The sequence below is a fragment of the Herbaspirillum rhizosphaerae genome, from assembly GCF_046025915.1.
GTDB classification, from domain to species: Bacteria; Pseudomonadota; Gammaproteobacteria; order Burkholderiales; family Burkholderiaceae_D; genus Herbaspirillum; species Herbaspirillum rhizosphaerae_A.
In genome coordinates, this window is sequence record NZ_JAQQFR010000013.1 from 33,495 (window position 1) to 55,691 (window position 22,197).

Annotated in this window: 19 protein-coding genes; 12 read left to right on the plus strand and 7 right to left on the minus strand. The window is 58.7% G+C overall.

From position 1 onward, the window contains the following. Positions 1 to 29: 29 nt before the first annotated feature. A complete protein-coding gene (locus PQR63_RS18820) occupies positions 30 to 1,592 on the minus strand; it encodes an FAD-dependent monooxygenase (protein ID WP_408169492.1) in 1,563 nt (520 codons plus the stop codon). Between the two features lie 37 nt (positions 1,593 to 1,629). On the opposite strand from PQR63_RS18820, the gene PQR63_RS18825 reads away from it, so the two are divergent. Beyond that, positions 1,630 to 1,968, plus strand: a complete 339-nt coding sequence (locus PQR63_RS18825; protein WP_408169493.1) for a hypothetical protein — start codon at positions 1,630 to 1,632, stop codon at positions 1,966 to 1,968. Between the two features lie 66 nt (positions 1,969 to 2,034). Here PQR63_RS18825 and PQR63_RS18830 read toward each other — a convergent pair whose 3' ends face one another. The 3 genes from PQR63_RS18830 to PQR63_RS18840 all read right to left on the minus strand — a co-directional run bounded on the left by PQR63_RS18830 (position 2,035) and on the right by PQR63_RS18840 (position 5,540). Further along, positions 2,035 to 3,396 carry an amidase gene (locus PQR63_RS18830; RefSeq protein WP_408169494.1) on the minus strand — a complete coding sequence of 454 codons (1,362 nt, stop codon included), beginning with the start codon at positions 3,394 to 3,396 and terminating at the stop codon, positions 2,035 to 2,037. Positions 3,397 to 3,437: 41 nt separating this feature from the next. Next, positions 3,438 to 4,112 (minus strand): DUF2848 domain-containing protein, encoded by a 675-nt coding sequence (locus PQR63_RS18835; protein WP_408169495.1) that lies wholly within the window; start codon positions 4,110 to 4,112, stop codon positions 3,438 to 3,440. 111 nt (positions 4,113 to 4,223) lie between these two features. Beyond that, positions 4,224 to 5,540, minus strand: a complete 1,317-nt coding sequence (locus PQR63_RS18840) for an MFS transporter (RefSeq protein WP_408169496.1) — start codon at positions 5,538 to 5,540, stop codon at positions 4,224 to 4,226. An 86-nt stretch (positions 5,541 to 5,626) separates the two neighbouring features. On the opposite strand from PQR63_RS18840, the gene PQR63_RS18845 reads away from it, so the two are divergent. Continuing rightward, positions 5,627 to 5,800, plus strand: coding sequence for a hypothetical protein (locus PQR63_RS18845; RefSeq protein WP_157739293.1), 174 nt, complete (start codon positions 5,627 to 5,629; stop codon positions 5,798 to 5,800). Between the two features lie 95 nt (positions 5,801 to 5,895). On the opposite strand, the gene PQR63_RS18850 is transcribed toward PQR63_RS18845, so the two are convergent. After that, positions 5,896 to 6,825, minus strand: a complete 930-nt coding sequence (locus tag PQR63_RS18850; RefSeq protein ID WP_050475884.1) for a LysR family transcriptional regulator — start codon at positions 6,823 to 6,825, stop codon at positions 5,896 to 5,898. A gap of 293 nt (positions 6,826 to 7,118) precedes the next feature. Here PQR63_RS18850 and PQR63_RS18855 point away from each other — a divergent pair, with 293 nt between their 5' ends. The 9 genes from PQR63_RS18855 to PQR63_RS18895 all read left to right on the plus strand — a co-directional run bounded on the left by PQR63_RS18855 (position 7,119) and on the right by PQR63_RS18895 (position 17,384). Beyond that, positions 7,119 to 7,487 (plus strand): VOC family protein, encoded by a 369-nt coding sequence (locus PQR63_RS18855; protein WP_408169497.1) that lies wholly within the window; start codon positions 7,119 to 7,121, stop codon positions 7,485 to 7,487. A gap of 454 nt (positions 7,488 to 7,941) precedes the next feature. After that, positions 7,942 to 8,940 (plus strand): MurR/RpiR family transcriptional regulator, encoded by a 999-nt coding sequence (locus PQR63_RS18860; protein WP_408169498.1) that lies wholly within the window; start codon positions 7,942 to 7,944, stop codon positions 8,938 to 8,940. Beyond that, entirely contained in the window at positions 8,937 to 9,929 is a 993-nt protein-coding gene (locus PQR63_RS18865; protein WP_408169499.1) for an isoaspartyl peptidase/L-asparaginase family protein, read from the plus strand. The genes PQR63_RS18860 and PQR63_RS18865 overlap by 4 nt, the downstream gene beginning before the upstream one ends. Positions 9,930 to 9,979: 50 nt before the next feature. Next, positions 9,980 to 11,848 (plus strand): dipeptide ABC transporter ATP-binding protein, encoded by a 1,869-nt coding sequence (locus PQR63_RS18870; protein ID WP_408169500.1) that lies wholly within the window; start codon positions 9,980 to 9,982, stop codon positions 11,846 to 11,848. Positions 11,849 to 11,902: 54 nt separating this feature from the next. Continuing rightward, positions 11,903 to 13,471: a glutathione ABC transporter substrate-binding protein GsiB gene (gene gsiB / locus PQR63_RS18875; protein ID WP_408169501.1), complete on the plus strand. Its 1,569-nt coding sequence runs from the start codon at positions 11,903 to 11,905 to the stop codon at positions 13,469 to 13,471. A 143-nt stretch (positions 13,472 to 13,614) separates the two neighbouring features. After that, positions 13,615 to 14,535, plus strand: a complete 921-nt coding sequence (gene gsiC, locus PQR63_RS18880) for a glutathione ABC transporter permease GsiC (RefSeq protein WP_094564650.1) — start codon at positions 13,615 to 13,617, stop codon at positions 14,533 to 14,535. A gap of 8 nt (positions 14,536 to 14,543) precedes the next feature. Further along, on the plus strand, positions 14,544 to 15,461 hold the full coding sequence (gsiD, locus tag PQR63_RS18885; protein ID WP_408169502.1) for a glutathione ABC transporter permease GsiD: 918 nt from the start codon (positions 14,544 to 14,546) through the stop codon (positions 15,459 to 15,461). Positions 15,462 to 15,507: 46 nt separating this feature from the next. After that, positions 15,508 to 16,563 carry a DmpA family aminopeptidase gene (locus PQR63_RS18890; RefSeq protein ID WP_408169503.1) on the plus strand — a complete coding sequence of 352 codons (1,056 nt, stop codon included), beginning with the start codon at positions 15,508 to 15,510 and terminating at the stop codon, positions 16,561 to 16,563. Then, the gene (locus PQR63_RS18895; protein ID WP_408169504.1) at positions 16,560 to 17,384 is read left to right on the plus strand and encodes a M55 family metallopeptidase; all 825 of its coding nucleotides are present in this window, start codon (positions 16,560 to 16,562) and stop codon (positions 17,382 to 17,384) included. The genes PQR63_RS18890 and PQR63_RS18895 overlap by 4 nt, the downstream gene beginning before the upstream one ends. A 113-nt stretch (positions 17,385 to 17,497) precedes the next feature. Here PQR63_RS18895 and rhaI read toward each other — a convergent pair whose 3' ends face one another. Further along, positions 17,498 to 18,793: an L-rhamnose catabolism isomerase gene (rhaI, locus tag PQR63_RS18900; RefSeq protein WP_408169505.1), complete on the minus strand. Its 1,296-nt coding sequence runs from the start codon at positions 18,791 to 18,793 to the stop codon at positions 17,498 to 17,500. Between the two features lie 117 nt (positions 18,794 to 18,910). Continuing rightward, complete coding sequence (locus PQR63_RS18905) at positions 18,911 to 21,058, minus strand: bifunctional rhamnulose-1-phosphate aldolase/short-chain dehydrogenase (protein ID WP_408169506.1); 2,148 nt, start codon at positions 21,056 to 21,058, stop codon at positions 18,911 to 18,913. Positions 21,059 to 21,368: 310 nt separating this feature from the next. Between PQR63_RS18905 and PQR63_RS18910 the strand changes: the two genes are divergently transcribed. Next, entirely contained in the window at positions 21,369 to 22,181 is an 813-nt protein-coding gene (locus tag PQR63_RS18910) for a DeoR/GlpR family DNA-binding transcription regulator (protein WP_408169507.1), read from the plus strand. Positions 22,182 to 22,197 lie beyond the last annotated feature (16 nt).

Consider the following 22,197-nt stretch of genomic DNA (forward strand, 5'->3'; position numbering starts at 1 on the left):
TCTTCGCGTCGCTGTTTTCAAGTGGGCTTTCATACTTCACAAAACCATCGTGAAGCGGCCTGAGCAAGTGATTCCGGAGCGGTTCCTGTGTCATTGGTGCTGGCCCACACCCACACCCACGCCACGACGCCGTCAGGACGTACCAGCGCGGCAGAGACACCGAGCTTATCTTTCGCGTCGCCGGCGATATAAGTGACGCTGCCATTCCATCGACGCGCCACCTCTTGCAGAGGTTTGCCTGCGCCAAAGTCCAGCAAGAGACCTTTCCCGGTGCGGAGAAGATCGCCCGGTCGGGAGCCGTCGGCCAGCTCGAATTCAGGCACGCTGCGGCCGACCAGCGGATGACTGTGACCAAGATCGTAGCGCAGCGACAGCCCCCACACACGCTCGGCAAAATAGGTCGCGCCATCGCGTGTTTCGATCAGATCCCGGACGATTGCTTCGAGCGCGCGCGAACTTCGGCTCGGCCGCATCAGCCCAACCTGAGCGCGCGACCAGTCAAGTATTTGCGCGCCCACCGGATGCCGCTCCGAGTGATAGCTGTCGAGCAAATCGTCCGGGGCATTGCCGCGGATGGTGGCCGCCAGTTTCCAGCCGAGATTCATTGCGTCACCCAACCCGAGGTTGAGGCCCTGGCCACCCAATGGTGAATGGATATGCGCTGCGTCGCCAGCGAGTAGTACACGCCCCTTGCGATAGGCCGTCGCCTGAAAGGCGCGGTCGGTCCAGGTGCTCGCAAGCTTGAGTGCCGTGACGGTGACGTCGGTGCCGGACACACGTCGCAACACCGACTGCACGTGCTCCCGCGTCATCGGCTGAGTCCGATGGCAAGCACCGCCGTCAAAATCAACCATGGCGATAGTGCCCGGCGATTGGTAGGTGTACATGCCCGTGGCAGTGTAATGACGGCCCGGAGAAAGTTTGTCCGGATCGGTCATCTCGATTTCTGCCGAATAGCCGGTGAACTCAGGCTCCGTGCCGGCAAACTCCATGTCGGCAAGCTTGCGCACGGTACTGCGGCCGCCATCGCATCCGATCAGCCAGCGCGCACGAAAAGCCTGGCCGCCAGCGCGAACGCTCACCTCTTCCTCTGATTGCTCGAAGGCTTCTACTGCAAAGCCACGCCTGATCTCTACGCCCATGGCGTCGGCCCGGGCTGCCAATACGGATTCGATATGCGCCATATTGCTGACCAAGATCGCGTCGGTCTGCCCCGGCAAACGATAGGGCCACTTTGAGTCGTCGATGTTGTCGCGGTAGAACTGGATACCGGCAAAATGGCCGCCTGAAAGACGCGGCTGTTGCATCCAGTGCGCAGCGCCCGCGTTGCCACGGCGTGATGGAGCCGAAGCGCCGGCGGCATCTTGCTGCGCTTTGATATCGTCCAACAAGCCGCGCCGATAAAAGGATTCGACGGTAGGGATGGACAGGCCGCGCATCCCGAAAGGGAGCTGTTTCAACAGAGAATGTAGATCTTCGGCTTGCTCCAGCACCAACACGGAGAGACCGGCAAGGCGTAACTCGCAAGCCAAAAATAGACCAACAGGACCGCCGCCGGCAATGGCGACATCGTAGATAAAAGCATCGTGCATGAAAACTCCTTAGTGGTCATTCGACCAGGACGGTTCGTTGTCTTTGAGAACCGCACGGACGAACAAAGAACGCCTTGATGGCGTTGATATTCGTCGTGGGACTCATGCACGGGCATGGACAGAGCTTCAGCTTTCAGAAGGACCTGGGCTGGACCACACCAAGTCTGCCTTTTTCGACGTGCGTAATATAGCCGTTGAACTGCAGGTGCGCAAGGGGATGTATTTTTCTTTACAAGTCGGCAACCATGCATCGCTGCGTCTGCGCGGGAACGACACTGTGGCCGAGACAGATTTCCAATGGCAGCGGCTGTCCGTCGTGCGACAACCGCGTCTTTGCTGCAAACATCATCAGGCGAAACTGTTAATCCTGAAATAAAAAATGGCTTGCATCGCTGCAAGCCATTTTTATGGTGACGCCATATTTCAGATTAAATCATCAGCCTCACTGCTTCAGCAACGTCTCCACCGCCAAAGCAATCGACAACAAACGGCGATCATTGCCACCGGCAGCCGCGAGCCCCAGGCCGACCGGTGCTGTTCCTGCCGCATGACAAGGCAGGGACACCGCACAGCCATCGAGGAAATTGATCAGGGTCGGATTGCGCAGGATCAAACCATTGGCGGCGTAGTAGGCATCGTCGCTGGCCTGCAAGTCGGCGATCTTCGGCGCGATGATCGGTACGGTCGGCATCAGCAGGGCATCGTAACCAGCAAGCTGTTGTTCAACCTTCGCGATCCACTTGCGGCGGCTGTGCAGCACGTCGAGCAGGTCGGCGGCGCTCATATCCTTGCCGCGCATGATGCGCGAGACCACGCGCTGGTCGTAATGATCCTTGCGTTCGGCGATCAGTTGGCGGTGCCAGGTCCATGCTTCGGCGGCGGTGAAGCCGCCCTTGGCATTGATGGCCGCCAGTTCATTGAAGGCCGGTACCTCTTGTTCGACGATCACGGCGCCGGCTGCGGACAATTTTCCAATGGCTGCCTGCATGCTGGCGGCGACATGTTCATCCATGCCGTCGCGCACGATGTTGGTCGGGTAGAGCAGGCGCAAGCCGCGCAACGGATGCGCCACCGGCGCGACGAACTCTTCGCCTGATAACACCGCGTCCATCATGGCGCAGCACAGGACGGTTGGCGCCATGGCGCCGATGGAGTCGAGATTTTCGGACAGTGGCAACACGCCCTGCATCGATACGCGGCGTGCGGTCGGCTTGAAGCCGGTGATGCCGCAGAATGCCGCCGGGATACGAATCGAGCCGCCGGTGTCCGAGCCGACACCGGCCACCGCCATGCCGTCGGTGACGGAAATTGCTGCACCCGATGACGAGCCGCCGGGAATGCGTCCACCATCGACGCCACCAACTTCGCGCTGCCATGGATTGCGCGGCGTGCCGTAGTGCGGATTGATGCCGAGGCCGGAATAGGCAAATTCGGTCATGTTGGTACGGCCGACAATCACGGCGCCGGCAGCGATCAGGCGTTTGACGACGACAGCGCTTTCGGTGGCGACCGGATAGCCGCGCAAGGCGACCGAGCCGGCCTGCGTGGTTTCACCGGCGACGTCGAACAAATCCTTGATCGACACCGGCAGACCCTCAATCGGCGAGCGCACGATACCTGCGTTGCGCAGCGTGTCGGAAGCCGTTGCGGCAGCGCGTGCGGAGTCGGCGTACAGACGCGTAAAAACGCGCGCGCCTTCGCCATCGGCGGCAGCGGCGCGTTGCAGTGCGAGCTCAGTCAGTTCAAGCGAGGAGCTGTTGTTGTTGCGCAGTTCTTCGCTTTGTTGATGCAGGCTTGGAATCATGTCTTGATCAGGGGAGAATGAGTCGGAAGAGTGAGTCGGAATCAAGCGACTTCGGCGAGGATTTCGGCTTCATACGAATGACGCAACGCGCGTTGACGACGCGGATCGAACAACTCCATCGTGAACGACGTCGCAGGACGAATGCCGCCGATGGCGCCGACCGTGCCGCAGGTCATGCCGCAGCCTTCCGGCAGGATCTGCTTGCCGTCGGTGAAGCGCGCGATCAGATCTTGCGGCGTGCGCAGGCTGGCCAGCGTGCCTTCCTGATACAGCACTTCCTTGCCGTCTTCCTTGATCCACGAACGGATCACCAGCTCGTCCCAGTAGTCGGCGACGTCGGCCAGCTTCCATGCGGCAGAGGCCACGGGTTTGACGCAGGCTTGTTTGGAGAAGGCCACGCTGTGTGCTTCGAGTTTGCGGTCGGTGTGATCCGACGCGATGCTGACGTACAGTTCTCCGCCGGCATTGAAGACGAAAGTTTCCACTTCACCCGACGATTCCCCGCCCAGCACTTGCACCGCCGACGATTGCGTCAGCTGGTTGCTCGACACGCGGTAATACAGCGGGACGGCGCTTGGACGCTGGATGCCGAGGGCAGCCAGTTCTTCGATGTGATGTTCGATGGCGGCGATGTCGCGACCGGCCCAGCCGGCGATGATCAGCGTATGGATGTCGACGTTCAGCGATGTTGATTCAGTTTGGAATGAGAGTTTCATAAGGCCACTTCAGGTACGGAGAAAAAAGGTGCGCCGCCGCGCAGGAACGAATTGCAGAAACGAACAGCGAAGGATGGCGGCGCGGGGAAACTTGATTTGCAATATCAGAGATCAGACTTTCTTGATGAAGACGATCACCAGGAAGCTCGCGGTAAACTCCAGCGCAGCAACAAAGTACAGGCCGGAGGATAGCGAGCCGGTGCTGGTCTTGAGTGCACCGATCATGTACGGCGCGACGAAGCCTGCCAGGTTGCCGATTGAGTTGATCAGCGCGATGCCGCCTGCTGCAGCCGTGCTCGCCAGGAAGGCAGCAGGGATTGACCAGAACACCGGGAAGGCGGCCAGGATACCGATTGCCGCCAGTGTCAGTGCGCACAGCGCCATGACTGCGTTGCCCAGCGTCAGGCCGGTCAGGATCAGGCCGATGCTGGCGATCAGGGTGGCGATGGCGCTATGCATGCGGCGTTCGCCGGTCTTGTCGGAGTGGATGCCGTTCCAGATCATGGCCAATGTGCCGGCGATGAAAGGGATGGCGGAGATCAGGCCGATCTGCAGGTTACCCTTGATGCCGATTTCCTTGATGATCGATGGTGTCCAGAAAGCGATGGTGGCATTGCCGCTGACCACGCAGAAGTACACGGCGGCACACAGCCAGACACGGTAGTTGCTACAGGCATCCTTGAAGGACAGATGCTTGCCGGCGGACTTGTTCTCTGCGATCAGCGCATGGGTGACGGCTTGCTGTTCCGCAGTCGACAACCATTTTGCGTTGGCTGGTTTTTCCGGCAGGTACATCAGCACGAAGATACCGGCGATCAGCGACGGAATGCCTTCGAGGATGAACAGCCATTGCCAGTTGGCCAGATGACCAACGCCTTCCATCTGACTCATGATAGTGCCGGCGATCGGACCGCCGACGGCGCCGGCAATCGCGAACGACGTCATGAACAGGCCGTTTACGCGGGCGCGGCGTTGCGCCGGAAACCAGTAGGTCAGATACAGCACCACGCCCGGGAAGAAGCCGGCTTCGAACACACCCAGCAAAAAGCGCAGGATGTAAAAGGAAGTCGGCGAGGTTACATACGCCATCGCCATCGAGGCCAGGCCCCAGAGGATGGTGATGCGCGCCAGCGTCTTGCGGGCGCCGATTTTTTCCAGCAGCAGATTGCTCGGGACTTCAAACAGAAAGTAGCCGATGAAGAAGATGCCGGCGCCGAGGCCGTAGATCGCTTCGGAGAATTGCAAGTCCTGCAGCATCTGCAGCTTGGCGAAACCGACGTTGACGCGGTCGATCCATGCCAGTACGAACAGAAAAACCAGGAAGGGGATCAATCGCCAGGCGATTTTCTTGTAGGTGACTTCCAGGTCCACGGCGGCGTTGGCGTCCGAGCGCGGTAGGGAGTCGAGTGCTGAGGTTGAATTGGTCATGCTTGCCTTCTCCTGCTTTGAGATTGATTGAGCGGCCACAGTCATTCTCACAGCACGAGAACACTCCGTACGTCGGGAATGTTGGGATGGAAATCGAAGCTGGAAAAATGCCTGGCGGAAATCTGTCGTTTGTTTTTGCGCCGGAGTTTGCATCCGGGGCCATGAACGATCTACTGATCTTGTGTAAATTCAGTATGCGCAGTAGGTCTGACGCTGTCCAACAAGAAATTGTTGGCGCGAATGATTGGAAAATCTTATGAGCAAAAGTGGGCCGGTCGCTGCGCGTTTATGGTGCTCAGTTGCAAGCCTCTGCAAATACGCCTGAGCCTTGCCGGCATTGACGCTTCGAGGAGTTCTATTGCGCCTGCGATGGCAAACGTGCAATCTCGTGTCCCCAATTGAGTGCGAAGTCGGCGGCGGTTTCCTGCGCAATACGGGCCACTGTTTCGGTCAGCGGGTTCTCGTTGTCGGAGCGGAAGCAGGCCAGCATCACCAGCGCCGGAAACTCCACATCGACGCGCAGCGTGTGCAGGATTTCTTCATTCAGTTCGCGCTGGATGATCGCAGGCGGCACCGCCGCCACGCCGAAGCCGTCAGTCACCAGCCGGATCATTGTGGCCACCGAAGCGATGCAATTGATATGCAGCGCACCGCGCTCGCTGTCGGAAAAGATGCGCTCAATCGCCGCATGCGGTCCCGAGTTGCGCGCAAAGCTGATGATGGGAAAGGTCGCCAGATCGGACAGGCTCAGGGTCTCGCTGCCGATGTTGAGCTTGGGACTGCCAACCCAGCGCATCGGAAATTCGCACAGGTTGAGATTGGTGATGTGCGTGCCGATGACCGGTTCGGCCTGCAGCACGATGTCCAGCGCACCTTTGCTGAACTGTTCGCGCAGATGAATGGTGGTGTCGCTGGCGATTTCGATTTGCAGACGCGGAAACATCTTGTGCACGCGCCCGATGAAGTCCGGAAACCAGCTATGCACGATCGATTCGATCACGCCGATACGGATCACGCCGGCGTAGACCTGCTTGTCCGACATATCGTCCTTCATCTCGCGCATCAGCTTGACCATGCGTTCGGCATACACCAGCGCCTTGCTGCCATCGGTGGTCAGCGTCACTTCGCGCGCGCCGCGGTCGAACAGACGCACGCCGAAATCCTGCTCCAGCGTGGCGATGCGGCTGGACACCGCCGCCTGTGTCGTGTGCAAGCGCTCGGCGGTCAGGCGAAAATTTTTCAGCTTGGCCAGCCAGACGAAGGTTTCGAGAAAGCGGATGTTCATGATGGATATCGGTTGATGCGGTCTGGAACGATTGCGGCAGAGATAGGTATATAGCCGAGAGGATACGGCATCGCGCGCAGGTTCGCCATTTCCCGACGTTGTCCAGGTGTGCCGGGGCAGCGCTCATTCAGCGTTTAGTCAGCGTCATTCAGCATTTAGTCAGCGTTTTTTGGCACCGCCAGCGCCGTTCGTAGCGAAGGGATAGAATCCTCCGCACGTCGCGCTGCACATCTGCAGATGTTCGTATCTGCGGATACCTGCTCAGCGCAAGCCAAGCCAGCCAGAGGATACTCATGCCAGTCACCGCTATCGATCACATCCAACTCGCCATGCCCGTCGGTGGCGAAGACGCCGCCCGGCGCTTTTTCGGCACTATTCTCGGCATGCCCGAGTTGCCTAAGCCTGCGGCCTTGCAGGCACGTGGTGGTTTGTGGTTTCAGTGCGGCGTGTTGCAGCTGCATCTGGGCGTCGACAAAGAGTTTCAACCGGCGCTCAATGCCCATCCCGGGCTGATCGTCGACAAGCTGGCACCGATGCTGGCTGAACTCAAGGCGGGCGGTTTCCCGGTGCAGGAAGACGCGCCGATTCCCGGTTTCATCCGTATCTATACGGCAGACCCGTTCGGCAATCTGATCGAACTACGGGAAATCGTGCCGCGTTGAGCTGCTGTCCAGTTTCATCCATGCTGTCCGCACTGTTGCTGAAATAGCGCATCGCGGACTGCATTTCTTTTTTCTCCCCATTCCGACATCTCACCGGCGTTTCATCCGCCGTTTCTGCTTCGCTGCAGCAAAAATGCGGTGACTGGACGTGCCTGCTTCCTCCAAAAAATCATCCTGATTTCTGCGATCTTCAACGTGACTCTCGCGGCGTACCCGTCGTGAATTGGCGCATTCCGCTTTGGTGCAGTGCAGCCAATTTCCTCTCTATTGAGGTGCATTTTCACCTTGCGCTCGCGTGATAAAGGTGCATCTGTTTTTACTTTCATTTTTGAAAGGATTTTTTCTTTACTTTTCAAAATAATGAAAATATATTTACATTTTTTGAGGCGGAGTCGTTTCTAGCTAACTTCCGTTTTACTTCAGTTTCACGAACCGGGTTTCATCGCAACGTCGTATGCACAATTCAAAAAACACATCCTTGCAGGGCGGCGGCGCAGTAGCGCGCGTGCTGGGCAAGCTGTATCCGAATCTGTCGAAGGCGCATCGCAAGACCGCCGACTACGTGCTGGCGAACACTTTCCGTGCCGCCACCATGACCATCGACGAGCTGTCGGAAGCGGCGGGGATTTCGCTGGCGACCGCAAACCGCTTTGCGCATGCGCTGGGTTTTGACGGTTATGCGCCGTTTCGCAATGCACTGGTCGCCGATTTTGCTTCTTCGCTGGCGCCGGTGGAAAAGATGCGTCATGAAGTCCAGAAGAGCGCCACCAGCGCGGAAATCATTTACGCCGCCTTGAACAACGACATCCGCAACATCGAAGCGACACGCCAGGCGCTGGTCGCAGAGCATTGCGACCAGGCGGTGGAGATGATTCTGAAAGCCGAGCGTATTTTCGTCATCGGCTTCGGCGCCAGTGCTTTCCTGGCCGGGATCATGGTGCATGCGCTGGAGCCGTTCTGCCGTACCGTCTTGTCCGGTGTGCATCCGGGCGGCCCGTCGCAGACTGGCCGGCAGTTCTTCAAGCTGGACGAGCGCGATGTGGTCATCGCCATGGCGTATCCGCGCTACGCCACCGACACGGTGCGGCTGGCACGCCGTGCTGTCGAGAAGGGCGCCAAGCTGATCGCTTTTACCGATCTGCCGCATTCGCCGCTGGTGCCGCTGGCCGACGTGACGATTTATTCGCAGACCGAAAGACAGATGTCGCCGACTTCCGATGCTGCGGCGCTGGTGCTGATTCAAGCCCTGTGCGACGCCGTTGCGCATCGCGCCAAGCGCTCGGTGCAGGCGGCATCCGAAATGACAGAATTCGTTTTGCCCTGGTTATACCAGGCGGAACAGTACGAACAAGGCAAGAGCTTGGCACGCGCAAGCGGCAAGGCGATCAAGAACAACGCAGTTAAAAGCAATGCGGTCAAAAAGATCGCTGCATCAGGAACAAACAAAGCATGAACACTCCAGTCATTGCCATACACGGCGGCGCAGGGACTATCACGCGCAGCGCGCTGAGCGAGGCGGATGAAGCGAATTACCATCGTGAACTCAAAGCGATTCTGACATCGGCGCAGGCCGTATTGACGGCGGGCGGATCGGCGCTGGATGCGGTGACCGAGGCGGTGCGCCTGCTGGAAGATTGTCCGCTGTTCAACGCCGGCAAGGGCGCGGTCTACACGCGCGCCGGCACGCATGAACTTGATGCAGCCATCATGGACGGCGCCACCTTGAAAGCGGGTGCTGTCGCCAACGTTACCTGCGTGCGCAATCCTGTGGTCGCGGCGCGCGCTGTGATGGAAAAGAGTGCACACGTGCTGCTGGCCGGTTGCGGCGCCGATGCCTTTGCGCGTCAGCAGGGACTGGATATCGTCGACCCGACGTATTACCAGACCGAAGCGCGCCATCAGCAATGGCTGCGCGTGCGCGAGCAGAGCGGCATGATGCTGGATCACGACGCGGCGTCGTTCACCTTCAAGGAATCGGCGCACAGCGCTGGTTTGGCTGGCGCTGTCGATCCCATCGATCCCGACAACAAGTTCGGCACGGTCGGCGCGGTTGCGCTCGACATGCATGGCAACGTCGCCGCAGCGACGTCCACCGGCGGTATCACCAACAAGCAAGTCGGCCGTGTCGGCGATACGCCATTGATCGGCGCAGGCTGCTACGCCGCCAATGCGACGGCCGCCATCTCGGCCACCGGCACCGGCGAGGTATTCATGCGCACCGTTGCCGCTTACGATGTGGCGGCACGCATGGCATATGCCGGCGCGACGCTGCAAGAAGCCATGGAGCAAGTCGTCATGGACGTGCTGCCGGCCTATGAAGGGCGGGGCGGCCTGATCGCCGTTGACGCTGACGGCAACGTGGCGTTGACGTTCAACACCGAAGGTATGTATCGCGGTTATGCCCGTGGCGGCGACACGCCTGTCACGGCAATCTACAAGTAGTGAAGGACGCAACAGAAATGGCAACGCAAGATCAATCATCGCTGAATTCTATGAATTCGCAGGCCGCAAAACGCGTGCTGACCGTCGACAATCTCGGCGTCACCTTCACCGGTTCCGAGCGGACGGTGGAAGCCGTGCGTGGTTTGTCCTTCCACGTCGACAAGGGCGAAACACTGGCCATCGTCGGCGAGTCGGGTTCCGGCAAGTCCGTGTCGTCGCTGGCGATCATGCGCCTGATCGAACATGGCGGCGGCCGTATCGTGTCCGGCAGCATGCAATTCCAGCGTCGCAGTAATGGTGGCGATAGCACGCTGGATCTGGTCAAGGCGCCGCAGTCAACCATGCGCAGCATTCGTGGCGCAGAGATCGCGATGATTTTTCAGGAGCCGATGACCTCGCTCAATCCGGTCTTCACCGTCGGTGAGCAGATCGCCGAATCGATTCGCCTGCATCAGAACATGAGCCACAGCGCCGCCAGTGCAGAAGCGCTGCGCATGCTGGAAATGGTACGCATCCCGGAAGCCAAGCGCGTGCTCGGCCGTCACCCGCATCAATTGTCGGGTGGCATGCGCCAGCGCGTGATGATCGCCATGGCCTTGTCCTGCAAGCCGTCGCTGCTGATCGCCGATGAGCCGACCACGGCGCTGGATGTGACGATCCAGGCGCAGATCCTGCAACTGATCCGCTCCCTGCAGAAAGAAATGCACATGGCGGTGGTCTTTATCACCCATGACATGGGCGTCGTGGCGGAAATCGCCGACCGCGTCGTCGTCATGTGCCGCGGCGACAAAGTGGAAGAAAACGACGTGCGCAGCATCTTCGCTGCGCCTGCACATCCTTACACGCAAGGCTTGCTGGCAGCGGTGCCGCGCCTGGGGGCGATGAAGGGCACCGACACGCCGTCGCGATTCGGTATCGCCGCCAGTGCCGAAGCCAAGCCGGAAGCCATCGCAGAAGAATTGCAGGCCGCATCGGAAATCGCTCAGCAGCGTCAGCCTATTCTCAAGGTCACCGACCTGACTACACGTTTTGACGTCAAGAGCGGCATCTTCGGTCGTGTCAAACAGCGCGTCCACGCCGTCGAGCGCGTCAGCTTTGATCTGTATTCCGGCGAGACGCTGGCGATCGTCGGCGAGTCAGGCTGCGGCAAGTCGACCACCGGCCGTTCCCTGTTGCGTCTGGTCGAGATCAGTGGCGGCAAGGTCGAATTCGGCGGCCGCAATCTGGCGGAGCTGCCGCGCAAAGAGTTGCGCGAGCTGCGCCGCGACATCCAGTTCATTTTTCAGGATCCGTTCGCCTCGCTCGATCCGCGCATGACGGTCGGCTATTCCATCATGGAGCCGATGTTGGTGCACGGCATGAAAGAGGGCGCGCAGGAACGTGTCGATGCATTGCTCACCCGCGTCGGTTTGCTGCCGGAACATGCGCAGCGCTATCCGCACGAATTCTCCGGCGGCCAACGCCAGCGCATCTGTATCGCACGCGCACTGGCGCTGAATCCGAAGATCGTCATCGCCGACGAATCGGTATCCGCGCTGGACGTATCCATCCAGGCGCAGATCGTCAACCTGATGCTGGATCTGCAGGCTGAACTGGGCATTTCGTTTATCTTTATTTCGCACGACATGGCGGTGGTGGAACGCATCAGCCACCGCGTTGCCGTGATGTACCTGGGCCAGATTGTCGAGATCGGTCCGCGCCGCGCGATTTTTGAAAATCCTCAGCATCCTTACACGCGCAAGCTCATGGCCGCCGTCCCGGTGGCGGATCCCGAGCTGCGCCATCTGAAGAAAGGTTTGCAAAATGATGAGATTCCAAGCCCCATTCGCGCCATCGGAGACGATCCGCTGGTCGAACCTCTGAAGCAAGTCGGCCCCGGCCATTTTGTTGCAACACATCGTATTTCTGCTGCTTTTTAGTTTGTCGTCGCCTCATTAATCACTTAGATCATTTAGAAACTCAGGAGCCTAACCATGACTACTCAATCTTCCCGTCGCGGCACAACTGTCATCCGATGGCTCGCGCTCGGCGCCATCGGCACCACCATGCAATTTGCCGCCGTGCATGCATGGGCAGCCAAGAGCGTTACGCTCGCAGTTGCTTCCACCTTCACGACCATGGATCCGTATGATGCCAACGACACCTTGTCGCTGGCCGTGACCAAGTCCTTCTATCAAGGCCTGTTCGCGTTCGACAAGGACCTGAAGCTGGTCAACGTGCTGGCTGAAGGCTATCTGGTCAGCAAGGACGGCCTGGAATACACCATTCGTCTGCGTCAGGGCGTGAAGTTCCACGACGGCACTGTGTTCAAGGCAGATGCCGTGAAAGCCGTGATGGATCGTGTCACCAATCCCGACAACAAGCTCAAACGCTACAACCTGTTCAACCGCGTCGCCCGCACCGAAGTGCTGAACGACTACACCGTCAAGATCGTCCTGAAAGAGCCGTTCTCGGCCTTCATCAACGTTCTGGCTCACCCATCGGCTGTGATTATCTCGCCGACGGCATTGAAGCAGTACGGCAACAAGGACATCGCTTTCCATCCGGTCGGCACAGGTCCTTTCAAGTTCGTCGAATGGAAGCAAACCGACTACATGAAGGCGGAGAAATTCTCCGGCTACTGGAAGGCCGGCTATCCGAAGGTTGACGAAGTGATTTGGAAACCGGTGGTCGACAACAACTCGCGCGCCGCCATGATGCAGACCGGTGAGGCGCAATTCACTTTCCCGCTGCCGTATGAGCAGGCTGAACTGCTGAAGGGCAAGGGCGCACTGGACATCGTCAGCGGCCCGTCGATCATCCAGCGCTACATGTCGATGAACGTGAAGCAAAAGCCGTTCGATAACGTCAAGGTGCGTCAGGCCATCAACTACGCAATCAACAAGGATGCGCTGGTCAAGGTCGCTTTCAGCGGCTATGCAGTGCCGATGGATGGCGTGTTGCCACAAGGCGTCGACTACGCTGTCAAGACCGGTCCATGGCCGTATGACGTGAAGAAGGCCAAGGCGCTGCTGGCTGAAGCAGGCTATCCAAATGGTTTTGAAACTGAATTGTGGTCTGCCTATACCCACACTACAGCGCTGAAGATCATCCAGTTCCTGCAACAGCAATTGGCGCAAGTCGGCATCAAGGTCAAGGTGCAGGCGCTGGAAGCCGGTCAACGCGTAGAGAAGGTCGAAACTGCACAGAATCCGGATACTGCGCCGGTACGTCTGTACTACAGCGGCTGGTCGTCGTCCACCGGTGAAGCTGACTGGGGCCTGCGTCCGTTGTTGGCTTCCGAAGCCTTTCCGCCAAAGCTGTACAACACCGCTTACTACAAGAGCGACAAGGTTGATGGCGATATCGCTCAGGCGCTGACCGTCACTGACCGCGCACAGAAGGCCGCGCTGTACAAGGATGCACAAACCGAAATCTGGAAGGATGCGCCATGGGCCTTCCTGGTGACGGAAAAAGTCCTGTATGCACGCAGCAAGAACCTGAAGGGCGTGTATGTGATGCCTGATGCATCGTTCAACTTTGATGACATCGAGCTGAAGTAATCGCTTGTGCCGTCGTCCCGCATCGCCGGGACGACGGTTGTTGTTGTATCAGTAGTCACGCAGTACAGAATCTTTCAGCGATGGACACATGCAGGACACGTGACCATCGCTCTCCAAGTTGTTGAATCATTGCAGGACGCGCCATGTTTTCTTATGTTCTAAAACGTCTTCTGGGCCTCATCCCGACCTTGTTGCTGGTCGCGGTGATGGTGTTCCTGTTCGTCCACCTGTTGCCCGGCGATCCGGCGCGACTGGCCGCCGGTCCTGAAGCCGACGAGACCACCGTGGCGCTGATTCGTGCCGATCTCGGTCTTGATCAGCCCATTCACAAGCAATTTGTGCGCTTCTTCGTGAATGCCGCGCATGGCGATTTCGGCACCTCGCTGCGCAGCAAGCTGCCGGTCAGCCAGGAAATCATGGAGCGTTTCTGGCCTACCTTGTGGCTGACCGTGACCAGCATGGTCTGGGCAGTGATCTTCGGTTTGTTCATCGGTGTATTTTCAGCGGTGTGGCGTAACGAATGGCCTGACCGCGTCGGCATGACGCTGGCGGTTTCCGGCATCTCGTTTCCGCCGTTTGCCCTCGGCATGGTGGCCATGGAAGTGTTCTCGGTGCAGCTGGGTTGGCTGCCGACCGTCGGCGCCGACAGCTGGCGCCATTACATCCTGCCGTCGCTGACGCTGGGCGCCGGTGTGGCAGCGATCATGGCGCGCTTTACACGCTCGTCGTTCATCGAAATCATGAAGGAAGACTTCGTCCGCACCGCGCGCGCCAAAGGCCTGAACGAGCGTATCGTGATCGCCAAGCATTGCCTGCGCAATGCGCTGATTCCGGTGGTGACGATGATGGGCCTGCAGTTCGGCTTCTTGCTGGGCGGCTCCATCGTGGTCGAAAAAGTATTCAACTGGCCCGGCATGGGACGCTTGCTGATCGACGCCGTCGAGATGCGCGACTATCCGATTATCCAGGCCGAGATTCTGTTGTTCTCGCTGGAATTCATTTTCATCAATCTGGTTGTTGACGTGCTGTATGCGGTCATCAATCCGAGCATCCGTTACAAGTGAGGCAGAGCATGTCGACTTCTACTACACCTGCCACAAATACCGTCGCCGCAGCGACGGGCGCAACTGCGTCCAAACCTATCCGTACGCCCTGGAGCGAGTTCTGGCGCAAGTTCAAGAAGCAACCTTTGGCGCTGGTGGCCGGTGGCTTCGTGTTGTTCCTGGTGGTGATCGCGATTCTGTCGCCTTACATCTCGCCTTACGACGCAGAAAACTATTTCGACTACGACGCGCTCAATGCCGGGCCGTCGCTGCAGCATTGGTTCGGCGTCGATTCGCTGGGCCATGACATCTTCAGCCGCATTCTGGTCGGCACGCAGCTGTCGCTGGCAGTGGGCTTTTCGTCGGTGGCGGTGGGCGCCATTGTCGGTACCTTCCTCGGACTGGTAGCCGGTTACTACGAAGGCTGGGCTGATCGCGTCATCATGCGCATCTGCGACGTGCTGTTTGCCTTTCCGGGCATCCTGCTGGCGATCGCCATCGTGGCGATTCTCGGCAACGGCATGACCAACGTGATTATCGCGGTGGCGATTTTCAGCATCCCGGCGTTTGCGCGGCTGGTGCGCGGCAATACGCTGTCGCTCAAGCAACTGACCTATATCGAAGCGGTGCGCAGTATCGGGGCCAACGATATGACGATCATTCTGCGTCATATTTTCCCAGGCACGATTTCTTCCGTGGTGGTGTATTTCACGATGCGTATCGGCACCTCGATCATCACGGCTGCAAGCTTGTCCTTCCTCGGGCTGGGCGCTCAGCCGCCGACGCCGGAGTGGGGCGCCATGCTCAATGAAGCGCGCGCCGATATGATGACGTCGCCGCATATTGCGATCTTCCCGAGCCTGGCGATCTTCCTGACTGTGCTGGCGTTCAATCTGCTCGGTGATGGTCTGCGCGATGCGCTGGATCCAAAACTGGACCAGAAGTAATCAACTGATATAAGAAAGAGCGCGGACGAGGTCCGCCTTCCAGGCAATGAGCAACAAATATCCTCCTCACATCGGCAAGCTGCCTGCCGGCGCAGGCAACAGCATCGCCGATGTACCCGGCGTCACGGTCGGCCACTGTACGTTGAACTATGGCGGCATCCAGACCGGCGTGACCGTCGTGCGCCCGCATGGCGGCGATCTGTTTCGCGAGAAGATCCCGGCTGCTGCCGTCACCCTGAACGGCTTCGGCAAGAGTGTCGGTTTGATGCAGGTGGAGGAGCTGGGCGTGCTGGAGACGCCGATTGCATTGACCAATACCTTTGCCGTGGGTGCCGTCGCGACTGCGCAGACGCGGGCAGCGGTGGCAGACAACCCTGAGATCGGCCGCAATCTTCCCAGCGTGAATCCCTTGGTGTTCGAATGCAACGACGGCTATCTCAATGATCTGCAAGCGTTCTCAGTGGAAGAGCAGCACTACCTGCATGCATTGCAAAATGCGTCGGATGTGGTCGTTCAAGGTGCCGTCGGCGCCGGCCGCGGCATGTCCTGCTTCGAGCTCAAGGGCGGTATCGGCAGCGCCTCGCGCAAGGTCGTTATCGGCACTGCCGAGTACACCGTCGGCGCGCTGGTGCTGGCCAATTTTGGCAAACTGGCTGATCTGATCATTGCAGGGGAGCCGCTGGGGCGTACGCTCAAAGGCATGCAAAAGAAGAATGCCGAACCGGAGAAGGGCTCCATCATCATGCTGATCGCCACGGATGCGCCGCTCGACGCGCGCCAGCTGCGCCGCCTTGCTGCGCGCACCGGCGCCGGTCTGGCGCGTACCGGATCGGTCTATGGCCATGGCAGCGGCGATATTGCGCTGGCGTTTTCTACTGCGCAGACGGTGCCGCACTTGCCGGACACCGCATCGCCCGCCATGCAGTTCAACTGCCTGCATGACAACTTGCTGGATCCGCTGTTCCACGCGGTTGCCGATAGTACCGAGCAAGCGATCCTTAACGCCTTGTTCACTTCCGAAGCGGTCAAGGGACGGGACGGAAACCAGCGCCGGACATTGAATGAACTACTGGCGGAACTAGCCACCATGGAGCACGCATGAACGTACTGATTTCCGTCGACATCGAAGGCATTGCCGGCGTATTCCATCCTGAACAGACACGTCCCGGCAACGGTGAGTACGAGCGCGCCCGTCGTCAGATGACTGAAGAAGCCAATGCCGTCATTCGCGGCGCACTTGCCGGCGGTGCACAGGAAATCGTTGTCAACGATTCCCATGGTACTTTCCGCAATCTGTTGCCGGATCTGCTGCATCCAGCTGCGCGCATGGTGCTCGGCAAACCGCGCGTACTGGGCATGATGAGCGGTGTGGAAGGCAGTATCGATGCCGTCATGATGGTCGGCTATCACTCGCGCTCGCAAACGCGTGGCATCCTGGCGCACACGATCAACAGCTTCGCATTTTCACGCGTTGCGTTCAACGGCGTGGAATTGGGTGAAGCCGGCATCTATGGCGCGCTCGCGGGAGAACATGGCGTACCGGTCATTTTTGGCAGCGGCGATGATGCTTTTGTGGAAGAGACGCAGCCCTTGTTTCCGCATGCGCGCTTTGCTGAAATCAAGAAAGCCCACGGCGCCAACAGCGGCGACTCCTTGTCGCAACAGCAGGCTTGCGTATTGCTGGAAAAGACGGCGGAGGAAGCCGTCCAGGCAGCGCGCTCAAAACAGATGCCGAAATACCGCATCGAAGTTCCGCTCACCTGCCGCCTGCAGGTGCAGACAACGGCGCTGACGGACTTGTTTTGCCAACTGCCGATTGTGGAGCGCGTAGACGCGGTGACGCTGAAGTTCGACGCGCCGACGGTGGAGTTTGCGGTGCGCGTGTTGAACAGTTTGTCGGCGATGTCGTTCATGCTCCGATAGCTTTGGTGGTGCGCTTAGACATCACCTGATTCATCGCAAGACATGAAGTCGTAGCTCAAAGAAAAAACGCCGGTCAGATGTGCCGGCGTTTTTTCTTTTTGAAGGCGGACGGATCAGACGATGCCGCTACCGCTGGCTCCCGCGACGGGTGGACGCTCTTCGCGCTTATGGTCCCGATAGCCGCTGGCACGATAGCAGGCTACCGGATCGGCGGCGCCGCCTGCACGTACCCGGGCCATGGCCAGGATGGGGCTGACGTCGGTCCGGAACGCTTGCTTGAGCGTCTGCGCTGCCATCAGGGCGTCGTTGTTTTTCTGATGATGATTCAATGCCTCGGCGTCGATCAGCGCCGCCTGGATGTACGCACGCTGCACTTCCACCGCGCTGCTCATCAGGCTTTCTATGGGATCGGTGACGTTATGCGATTGATCCAGCATGTAAGCAGGTTTGAAATTTTCGCCCTCGCGCACGGCGCCGTCGCGCAATTCATTGAAGATCAGGAAAAGTTGGAACGGATTGATGCTGCCGGAATCCAGATCGTCATCGCCGTATTTGCTGTCGTTGAAATGGAAGCCACCGAGTTTGCCGAACTGGGTCAGGCGCGCCACGATCATTTCGATGTTGGTGTTTGGTGCGTGGTGACCGAGGTCGACCAGGCATTTTGCCTTCGGGCCGAGTTCGGTGGCGCAGGCAAAGCTGGTGCCCCAGTCGGCGATGGTGGTCGCGTAGAAGGCCGGTTCGAACAGTTTATGTTCGATATACATCAGCCAGTCTGAAGGCAGAGCGGTATAAATAGCGCGCATGCTTTCCAGATAGCGCTCCAGCGCGCCGCGCAAATTATGCTGGCCGGGGAAGTTGGCACCGTCTCCGATCCAGACGGTGAGGCCCTTCGATCCCAGCGTATTGCCCAGCTCGACGCAATCGATATTGTGTGCGACTGCTTGCGCACGTACCGCCGGGTCTTGCGCCGTCAGGCTGCCGTACTTGTAGCTGAGCGCTTGTCCGGCCGCATTCTGGAAAGTGTTGGAGTTAACACTGTCGAAGTACAAGCCATGTTTGTTTGCGATTTCTTTGAGCGCGCGTGGATCGGTGGTGCGGTCCCAAGGGAAATGCAGCGACACGCCCGGTGTTGCGCGCGTCAGTTGGTTGATGGTGGCGCAATCGTCAATTTTTTCAAACACGTTGCGCGGTTCACCGATGCCGGGAAAGCGCGCAAAGCGCGTGCCGCCGGTACCCACACCCCAGCTGGGCAAGGCCACAGCAAAGCCGGCGGCTTGTGCGGTGAGCGTTTCGATATCGCGGCCGCGTCGTTGCAGTACACCTGCCAGGGCATCGTAATCGGCTTGCAGTTGAGCGAGCGAGCGGGCGTTTTGCTGACCGACGAAATCGTCGGAAATGAGGTGAGTCATGATGTCTCCGTATAAATGGTGCGGCGCATTCAGTGTGCGCCGCGCTTTATTGTTATGACCGTGATGCGTCGCTGCGGTTGCAGTTGAAGCTGTTGCTGTCAATCGGCATTCGCATGATCAACGCGTAAAGGCCGCCGCGTTCCCGGCATCGACGTTGAGAATATTGCCGGTGCTCTTGGCAGATTTTTCGCTGACGAAAAAATACACTGCTTCGGCGATGTCTTCCGGAAGCACGCTGCGTTTGAGAAGGCTGCGCTGGCGATAGAATTCCTCGATGTTATCGGAGTCGATCTTGTTTGAGGCGGCGCGTTCTTCTTTCCATTTGCCATCCCAGATGCGGGATCCTCGAATCACCGCATCGGGATTGACCACGTTCACGCGGATGCCGTGAGGCGCACCTTCGAGCGCAATGCAGCGCGCCAGATGGATTTCCGCTGCCTTGGCGGTGCAATATGCCGATGCGCCTGCCGACGCCACCAGGCCATTTTTGCTCGCCACGTAGACAATGCTGCCGCCCATGGCTTGGGCCGTCATGCTGCGGAAGGCCGCCCGGCTGACAAGAAAATAACCGGTCGCCAGTACCGACATGTTGCGCTGCCAGACTTCCAGGCTGGTGTCTTCCAGCGGTGAGGCGGAGGCGATGCCGGCATTTGACACCAGTAGATCGATGCCGCCGAAGCGCAAAGAGACGTTGTTGATGATATTTTCAACGTCTTGCTCGTTGGTGATGTCGGCGCGCACCACGCCGATAGCGTCAGGCCCGGCTTGCTTGAGCAGGCTTTGGTAGGCGCTGTCGATGGCTGATTGATCGATGTCGGTCAGCATGACGCAAGCACCTTCGGCCAGCAACTGGCGCGCGACAGCTTGTCCGATGCCGCCGCCGCCGCCGGTGACCAGCGCGATGCGGCCGGCCAGACTTTTCGGCTTGGGCATGCGTTGCAGCTTGGCTTCTTCCAGCAACCAGTATTCGATGTCGAAGGCTTCCTGTTCTGGCAAGCCGACGTAGCTGTCGACACTATTGGCGCCGCGCATGACGTTGATGGCGTTGATATAAAACTCACCCGCGATGCGCGCCGTTGCCTTGTCTTTGGCGAAGGACAGCATGCCGACGCCGGGGATCAGATAGATGATGGGATTGGCATCGCGCATGGCCGGACTGTTGGCGCGGCGGCAGCGCTGATAGTAAGCGCTGTAGTCCTGGCGGTAATCTTCCAGCGCTTGATCGAGGCTGCCGACCAGCCGCTCGAAATCCGGAGCGTCGGGAGAGAAGTCCAGCACCAGAGGACGAATCTTGGTACGCAGGAAGTGATCAGGGCAGGATGTGCCGAGCGCGGCCAGTGGCGCAAGGTCGCGGCTGCAGACGAATTCCAGTACCGCTGCGCTGTCGTCGAAGTGGCCCAGTTTGAATTCCTGCTGACTGATTTTCCCGCGCAACAGTGGCATCAGGCGCGCGGCCAGAGCGGCACGATCACTTGCCGGCAAGGCGTTGTGGCGTTTGCCGCCGAAAGCCGCAGCCTTGCTGTTATCGCTCAGCCAGTCATCTGCGCGTCGGATGATGTCCAGCGTGGTCTCGTAACAATCTTTGGCGGTGTCGCCCCAGGTGAACAGACCGTGGCCTTCAAGTACGATGCCTTTGAGTGCAGGTTGTTCAAGCGCCATCTTTTCCAGCTTCAGGCCGAGGTCATAACCCGGACGTTGCCACGGCAGCCAGCCGAGTTCGCCGTTGAACACGCTAGCCGTCAATGCCTTGCTGTTTTTGCAAGCTGCAATGGCGATAACTGCGTCCGGATGCATATGATCGACATGGCGGCGTGGAATGTAGGCATGCAGCGGCGTGTCGATGCTGGCGGCGCGGGGATTCAGATTGAAGGTGCAATGCGGCAGATAGCCGACCATTTCATCCTCATTCTCCAGTCCCCGGTAGCGGGTACGCAGTGCTTGCAACTTGTCCATGTACAGCGTCGAGAAACCGTCGAGTTTGATGCTGCCGAGATCTCCACCGGAACCTTTTACCCAAAGTACCTCGACTTGTTCACCCGAGAGCGGATCCTGCATGCTGATTTTTGCCGAGGTATTGCCGCCGCCGAAGTTGGTGATCGCCTTGTCGGCACCGAGCAGGTTTGACCGGTAAAGCAGCAGATGGGCTTCATCGAGTGTGGCGGCGTGGGCGTCATCCCAGGCGGAGGCGATACGTAGTTTGCTTTTTTGCGCAAACGATGTGTCGGCATTGTTGGCAGTGGCGTCGGGAAGAACGGCGGTAGTCATGTGGTCTCCGGTTTTGATTTTGGGTACAGCTTGAAACAGGTAAAGGAAAAAACGAACAAGAGCAAACTCAGGTTCAGAGCCTGATGTCTTGCGCGCCTTTACAGCATGTTTTCAAGTAGAAAACACCTACCGATCAGAGTCAATCGATCTCCAATCAACTTTATGATTGTTTGTGAAGTAATCATCAAGTTGATTGATTGCTGATTGACTTGTTTTTCTCTCATGGCTTAGTCTTGCCACATAACGAAAGCACTGAATACGATGCCGCGGCAGTGATCGCGCCACGCAGTGCAACATCACGGAGACAAGCATGATCAACCACAAACGCCGCAAGCGGATGTTGGGTCTGTTGACGGAACATTCCAATGCCAGCGTCGAGCAGTTGTGCCAATGGCTCAATGCCTCGGCCGCGACGGTGCGGCGCGATATCTCCTGGCTGGCCGAGCGCAATATGCTCAACCGCATTCGCGGTGGCGCCGAACGGCTGGCACCAAAACGCAATGCGTTTGCTTTGTCGGGTGAAACCTTTCAAAACAGCCTCGATCGGTTTCCCGCTGAGAAGCGCGCCATTGCCCGCCATGCGGCGAGCATGTGCGAAGACGGTGAGACGATCATCATCAACGGTGGCACCACCACCTTCATGATGGCGGAATTTCTGGCGCACAAGCAGCTCAAAATTCTGACCAATTCTTTTCTGATGGCGGAGCGCTTACTGACCACCAGCGAGAATCAAATCATCGTCCCGGGCGGTCAGGTCTATCGCGAGCAAAACGTGATTCTGAGTCCCTTCGACAATGACATTACGCAGCATCACTACGCCGGAAAGATGTTTATGGGCGTCTATGGCCTGTCGATGCTGGGTCTGATGGAGGTTGATCCGCTGCTGATCCAGGCTGAAAAGCGTTTGCTCAGTCAGGCCGAGCAATTGATTGTCATGGTCGACAGTTCGAAGTTCTCGCGCAAAGCCGGACTGATTCTTTGTGGCCTGAATCGTGTCAGTTGCCTGATTACCGATACCGGGGTCAGCGATGCGGCCGTGCAAATGATGGAGCAGGCCGGCGTAAAGGTAGCTGCCGTTGAACCGGAATCAGAATCGGAGCTGGAACCGGTTCTTGAAGATTGACACCCCGCCCGAGTTT